Below are 5,719 nucleotides of genomic sequence, written 5' to 3' on the forward strand. Positions count from 1 at the left end.
TAAGCCTCCGCCTCGGGCACGACAAATACCTGGTCGACCTGGTCACGCACCATGGTGTACGTCAGCGAGGACACCGTGGGCGCACTCAGCGTGCTGATACGTGAATCCACATCCACCTGGACCGGCCCACCGCAGGCCAGCGCCTGGGACATCGCATCGGCGCCCGTAGTCTCCACGCCCCACACGCGCACGTCCGGCCGCCGAGCCCGCAGGGCCGCCGCCACACCGGCGATCAGACCACCTCCGCCGATGGAGACCAGAACGTCCGTCAGTTCCCCGGCATCGGCGGCGAGTTCAAGTCCCACCGTGCCCTGCCCGGCGATGACCACCGGGTCGGAGAACGGGTGCAGCAGCGTAAGCCCCTCGGCCTCAAGGCGGTCCATCGTCGCGAAGGCCTCGGCCATGGTGGCGGTCAGCCGTACGTCAGCTCCCGCGGCCCTGGCAGCCTGTACCGAGCGTGCCGGTGCGGTGCGCGGCATCACCACGGTGGCGCGCACACCCAGCGCGGCCGACATCTCGGCCACAGCCACACCATGGTTGCCGCCGGACACCGCCACCACGCCGGCCTCGCGTTGCTCGTCGGTCATCGCCAGCAGCTTGGCGACGGCTCCGCGCGCCTTGAACGAACCCGTGCGCTGGAGCAGTTCGAGCTTGACCGTGACCGGCACCCCGAGCAACGCGGTCAACCCCGGGCTGGGCAGCGTGGGCGTGCGCACCACGTGCCCGGCAATCCGCGCAGCCGCGCTCTCCACGTCCTCAACACCGACCATGGCGCCCCTCCAAGATCTCTCGCACGCCGTATCCGTCTGCACAATACGTGGCTGATCCCGCGCAGAGGCGGTTGTTCGGATCACCTCAGCTCAAGGGCGGCTGCCGCGTGCTCAGCGACGACCCTTCAAGCGCTCCACTCCCACGACGCCGAGTGCCGCGAGGCCGACCTGGATGGCCAGTTCGATCCAGTCGATGCCCTTGGTGTCGGCGACATCGAGGGCGGCCGCCAGGCCTGTGCCGATGAGGGCGGCAGCGATACCGACCAGGATCGTCCACCAAATACCGATGCGCTGACGGCCCGGGATAACCAGACGTCCCAGCACACCGATCACGATACCGATGACGATCGCAGTGAAAATGCCGGAGATCTCCATGCCCGTCTGCCTCTCCTTGACCCGAAGCTTCTACACGCCTGTCGAACTACGTGTGCCCCAGCAGAGAGGAGTCAGTCTCCTCGACGCCGTTTGCATGGGGCGTACCGCAGCGCGCGAGGCAGTCCTCCAGTTCATCGAGGGCTCTGCGCGCCGTGGCGATCCGGGCGCGCACGTCTTCCTCCGATGTGCGCGCCGGTTGGGGCGGAACGGGCAGCACTTCCCGCTCCTCCTGCTCCTCTATGGCGCGGGCCTCGTCGAGCGAGGTGATGACGACCCCGATGAGGACATTGACAAGGACGAAGGAGGCGATGAGGACGTAGCTGGCGTAGTAGACGATGCTCCAGCGGGAGATCTCCAGGCCGGCCCGGACCGCGTCGCCGAGTCCGTCGAGGGTCATCAGCAGGAACAGGGTGAGCACGGCGCGGCCGATCGAGCCGAAGTGCTCGGGGTCGGCCGCGCCGAAGGAGACCCAGCCCACCATCGCGTACACGTACAACAACAGCCCGCCCACGAACAGGAAGCTGACGGTGCCGGGCAGGCTGCGGCCCACCGCGACCAGCATGATGCGCAGTTGAGGCATGAAGCGGGCGGCGCGCAGCACACGGGCCAGGCGCAGCAGCCTCAGGACGGTGGCGTTCTCCCGCACTACTGGCAGGAACGCGCAGGCCACCACGGCCAGATCGAAGAGGTTCCACGGGTCGCGCCAGAAGTCCCGCGGGCGATCGGCGTGCGCGCCTGCGCGCAGCACGATCTCGGCGGTGAAGACCATGAGGAAGGCGTGCTCGAGCAGCTTCAGTTCGTCGTCGAAGCGGCCTATGACCCCGCTGTACGTCTCGATGCCCAGGACGGCGGCGTTGGCGAGGATCAGGGCGAAGACGGTGGCGGAGAACCAGCGCGCCTCGACGACGATGCGACAACGGGCGGACAGGACGGTGCGGCGGGTGCTCTCGGGTAACCGGATCGTGTTGCTGCTCACAGGAATTGGATCTTACGGGCTCCACCGCCGGTCACATGACACCGACGGCAGGGGCGGCGAAGGCCATGACGGATCGGGGCAGGGGTCATGCCACGGCAGGCCCCGGATATCGTCGGGCCATGGCCGCCGAAGACTCTGTCGATCATGTCGCCGCATGCCCCGTCACCCCGCCGCTGGTGGAGCAGGCTGTTGCCCTGGCCCAACTGCCGTTGGGCGACTGGGCTGTCTCCGAAGCGGCGATGCGGCGCCTGGGCTGGCGCGAAGGCGGCGATGACCTGCCGTTGGAGGACACGCTCGTCACCGCCGAGGGGCACCTCGCGTATCTCGGGGACACCCTTTCCTTGTCGTTCGCCCACTTCTACTGGGCGGGCGGCGGGGACTGGGAGGAGGACTTCTGGGGCACGCTGCCTGGCTGGACCAGCCAGGCGGACGCCGGGCGCGAGGTGTTCGACGCGCACATCGACGCAGCCATATCCGCGTTTGCCCAACGCCTCGGTCCGCCCAAGGGCGACATCACCGCCGATGGAGGCACCCTGGCCATGGGAGAGGGAGCCTGGCGCCATGCCGCCTGGCGCTGCGGAGACAACCTGCTCGTCATCGGCCCACGCCACGAGGCGCTCTCCTACTACCAGTTCGAGGAAGCCGTCATCTGCATCGGCCGCATCGAGACGGCCGCCCCGCTGCCAGTCCTGGCCGACTTCGTCTGCTGAGCGCCATCTCCGGCCCGGGGGCGGGTGAGCTACTGCGAGCCGGACTGATCGCTCGCACGTTCCGCCTCGGCCGCAGCCCCGGCAAGTGCACGCACGACCAGCAGCGCCGCTTCCTCGTCCCGAATTCCCGTCGCCTCCCCCTGCCCCGTAATCATCTGCGCCGCCGCGTCCGCCGTGTCGTACGCCAGTGAGTACTCCCCCAGGACGAGGTCCCGTCCGATGATCTCGACGAGAGCGTCGAGGCCGGGCACTACGTCGTACAGAGTCTTCTCGCCCGCCCACAGGGCTGCGTTGTCCTTCGGCTCGTCAGGCATAGCGAGATCTTCTCAGGGATCACGAGCGCGGGACTTACCGGCCCCCGCAATGCGCGGTAAATCGAGTGGTCACGGATACTCAGGGTCCCGTGAATCCGGCGGCTTCGGATTGGGCAAAGGTACGTTCGGTGCTTTGGGGCGCTGCTTCGGTGGGGTCGATTTCTTTGCCGGGCATCCGTGCGCCGTTGTAGCGGTCAGCCCCACCCCTACCAGCAAAGTCGCCCCCATCCGCCGCAGGAATACTCGGCGGGTATCTTCTGCCGACATTCGAACCACGTCCCCCGTATGTTCGCTTGCCGTCTCTGCTGAGACCTATCGGCCGTAATAGCGCACGAATTGAGATCGCGTCAAGGGAATTCGATGCGGCGGAGTGTGCACCGCGCGATCTCCACGGCTGCGGAGCGGTATTACGCGATACCGGCCCGTGCACTGCCTTCCTCAGGCGAACCGGGCGCCCCGCGCAAGCAGGCGAGCACCACCCCCACCGGGGCCAGCACCACGGGCAGGAGCACGAGTGCCACCGCGACCGGGGTAATGATGACGAGGACGCCGGTGATCCACACGTTGTCGTCGGTGGTGGCCAGCATGAGCAGTCCCGCCCAGTGCGCCACGAACGTACCGAGCCACTTCAGCACCGCGAAGGCGGCGGCGAGCACGGCCGCGCACAGCAGATAGATCCCGGTGGTGCGCAGCCGTGCCGTGCGGGTCAGCGTCCAGGAGCGGCGCATCGCGGCCGTCGCCGAGCAGTTGTCCGCCACTCGTACGGCGGTGGCCGGTGCGAAGCGGGCCAGGAGGACGAGGCCGAGTACCCAGATCACGACGGGCAGGATCCGGCCCACCAGGATGAACTGCACGGTGGCGGGTTCGTGGTAGGTGGGCCACACGACCCCCGGGACCATTTCCATGTCGACGGCGGCCAGGACGAGCAAGCCCGCCACCGCCGGGACAAGGGCGCATACGAGGGTGAGTGCCTGGATGCGGAAGGCGGCGCCCAGGTGCGGACGGGACCGGCGCCACAGGGCGCGGAGAGTGAGCCGGCCGGGACCGGCGCCCGGATCCGGGTCCGCCGTGTCGCGTTCCCAGTCCACCGTGTCGCGTTCCCGTGCGTGTGCCACGGTCACGGCCTGGGCGGTGAGCAGCCAGGCGACCAGGATCATCGCCACCAGGAGCAGCAGTGGGTACACGCACAGCGCGACCTTGACGAGGCCGTCCCACTGGTCGGTGTAGGCGACGTAGGACTCCTCGTATTCGATGGAGCCCTCGGCGGTGCGCCCGGCCTCCAGGAAGAGGCCCCACGCTGCGGCGAACCCGCCGGCCACGATCCCGCCCCCGGCGAACAGTGCAGCGGCGACCGCCCGGGCGGCCGAGCCGAACACGAGGCGCCGGTCGCGGCCGGTTGTCCGCAGACCTTCGGCCACAACGGAGTCGCCGACCCCACAGGTTTCCGGGACGGATATGAGGGCGGCGCCATCCGGATGATCTTTCATGGTTACTGCGACGCCCTCGTCCGTGCGTTCGGTTCCTTGGCGCCACCGACCGACCTGGTGTCCCGGACCGACGGCCACATTGGCGGAAGTCGTGCTGTCAGCACGGGACGGATTACTGGATCCTCGTGAGGTGCCGCCTGCCGGAGCCATCAATCATCAAGACCTGGGGGGACCAAGGATGCGCAAGACCGCAATGATCGCCGTGAGCCTGGCCCTCGCCGCCGGGACCGGAATTGCCGCAGCGCCCAGCGCTCATGCGGCGACTCCCTGCCCCAGCGGCGCGCTCTGTATCCGCGAGACGAACGGCACCATCCTGAGCAAGAACATCTTCTACAGCTACGGCTCCCACAACTTGTCCAATGTCACCGGACACCGTGTGCTGGCCCATTACCAGACGGGCGGCGCGGGCTTCCGGGTCTGTTTCGGGTACAACGGCGTCAACTGCTCCGACGTGGTCCGCGAGACGGGCGAATCCCTGCCGTACGACATGACGCCGATCAACTCCGTCGTCCTCGTGCCCTGATAGGCGCCGAGGACGACGGCGCGCTCAGTCGAGACAGAACTCGTTGCCCTCGATGTCCTGCATCACGATGCAGGACTCGTTGTCCTCATCGGCGAGCAGCGTGCGCACATGTGCCGCGCCGAGCGCGGCCAGCCGTGCGCGTTCGGCCTCCAGCGCGGCAAGGCGCTCATCACCGACGAGTCCCGTGCCGGCCCGCACGCACAGATGCACCCGGTTCTTGACGACCTTCCCCTCGGGCACGCGCTGGAAGAGCAGGCGCGGTCCCACGCCCGAGGGATCGCTGCATGCGAAGTAGGCGCTCTGCTCGGGCGGCTGCGAGCGGTGGTAGTCCTCCCACGTGGCGAACCCTTCGGGGATCGCCGGTGTGACGTACCCCAGCACCTCGCACCAGAAGCCGGCGAGGCGCGCAGGCTCCGCGCAGTCGAAGGTGACTTGGAACTGCTTGACCGATGACATCGGCGCACCGTAGCAGCGTCGCCCTCCGCGGACGTCCCACCGGGGGGAGGCTGCACCGCCATGTCCCGGATATCCGGAACTGGGCGTGTCGCCCCCGGTGTCGCAAGG

Annotated in this window: 8 protein-coding genes; 2 read left to right on the forward strand and 6 right to left on the reverse strand. The window is 68.3% G+C overall.

Annotation, left to right across the window (positions count from 1 at the left end):
- The 3 genes from ACQKIP_RS37975 to ACQKIP_RS37985 all read right to left on the reverse strand — a co-directional run.
- The coding region (locus ACQKIP_RS37975; RefSeq protein WP_427745189.1) for a threonine/serine dehydratase at window positions 1–770 on the reverse strand (770 nt) is incomplete at its 3' end.
- Between the two features lie 111 nt (window positions 771–881).
- Window positions 882–1,145, reverse strand: coding sequence for a GlsB/YeaQ/YmgE family stress response membrane protein (locus tag ACQKIP_RS37980; RefSeq protein WP_365856846.1), 264 nt, complete (start codon window positions 1,143–1,145; stop codon window positions 882–884).
- 46 nt (window positions 1,146–1,191) lie between these two features.
- On the reverse strand, window positions 1,192–2,121 hold the full coding sequence (locus ACQKIP_RS37985; RefSeq protein WP_365856844.1) for an ion transporter: 930 nt from the start codon (window positions 2,119–2,121) through the stop codon (window positions 1,192–1,194).
- Between the two features lie 119 nt (window positions 2,122–2,240).
- Here ACQKIP_RS37985 and ACQKIP_RS37990 point away from each other — a divergent pair, with 119 nt between their 5' ends.
- Complete coding sequence (locus tag ACQKIP_RS37990) at window positions 2,241–2,831, forward strand: hypothetical protein (RefSeq protein WP_365856842.1); 591 nt, start codon at window positions 2,241–2,243, stop codon at window positions 2,829–2,831.
- 29 nt (window positions 2,832–2,860) lie between these two features.
- Here ACQKIP_RS37990 and ACQKIP_RS37995 read toward each other — a convergent pair whose 3' ends face one another.
- Both ACQKIP_RS37995 and ACQKIP_RS38000 read right to left on the reverse strand, forming a co-directional pair.
- Window positions 2,861–3,145, reverse strand: coding sequence for a hypothetical protein (locus ACQKIP_RS37995; RefSeq protein WP_365856840.1), 285 nt, complete (start codon window positions 3,143–3,145; stop codon window positions 2,861–2,863).
- 407 nt (window positions 3,146–3,552) lie between these two features.
- A complete protein-coding gene (locus tag ACQKIP_RS38000) occupies window positions 3,553–4,563 on the reverse strand; it encodes a hypothetical protein (protein ID WP_365856838.1) in 1,011 nt (336 codons plus the stop codon).
- A 247-nt stretch (window positions 4,564–4,810) separates the two neighbouring features.
- On the opposite strand from ACQKIP_RS38000, the gene ACQKIP_RS38005 reads away from it, so the two are divergent.
- On the forward strand, window positions 4,811–5,155 hold the full coding sequence (locus ACQKIP_RS38005; protein ID WP_365856836.1) for a hypothetical protein: 345 nt from the start codon (window positions 4,811–4,813) through the stop codon (window positions 5,153–5,155).
- A 24-nt stretch (window positions 5,156–5,179) separates the two neighbouring features.
- Here the strand turns inward: ACQKIP_RS38005 and ACQKIP_RS38010 are convergent, their stop codons facing one another.
- The gene (locus ACQKIP_RS38010) at window positions 5,180–5,611 is read right to left on the reverse strand and encodes a VOC family protein (RefSeq protein ID WP_365856834.1); all 432 of its coding nucleotides are present in this window, start codon (window positions 5,609–5,611) and stop codon (window positions 5,180–5,182) included.
- Between the last annotated feature and the right edge of the window lie 108 nt (window positions 5,612–5,719).

Source organism: Streptomyces sp. NPDC059900, assembly GCF_050270335.1.
Taxonomy (GTDB): Bacteria; Actinomycetota; Actinomycetes; order Streptomycetales; family Streptomycetaceae; genus Streptomyces.

Coding starts and splice junctions, on each gene's coding strand:
- ACQKIP_RS37980 (WP_365856846.1), bottom strand. CDS start 1,145: ATGGAGATCTCCGGCATTTTCACTGCGATCGTCATCGGTATCGTGATC.
- ACQKIP_RS37990 (WP_365856842.1), top strand. CDS start 2,241: ATGGCCGCCGAAGACTCTGTCGATCATGTCGCCGCATGCCCCGTCACC.
- ACQKIP_RS37995 (WP_365856840.1), bottom strand. CDS start 3,145: ATGCCTGACGAGCCGAAGGACAACGCAGCCCTGTGGGCGGGCGAGAAG.
- ACQKIP_RS38005 (WP_365856836.1), top strand. CDS start 4,811: ATGCGCAAGACCGCAATGATCGCCGTGAGCCTGGCCCTCGCCGCCGGG.
- ACQKIP_RS38010 (WP_365856834.1), bottom strand. CDS start 5,611: ATGTCATCGGTCAAGCAGTTCCAAGTCACCTTCGACTGCGCGGAGCCT.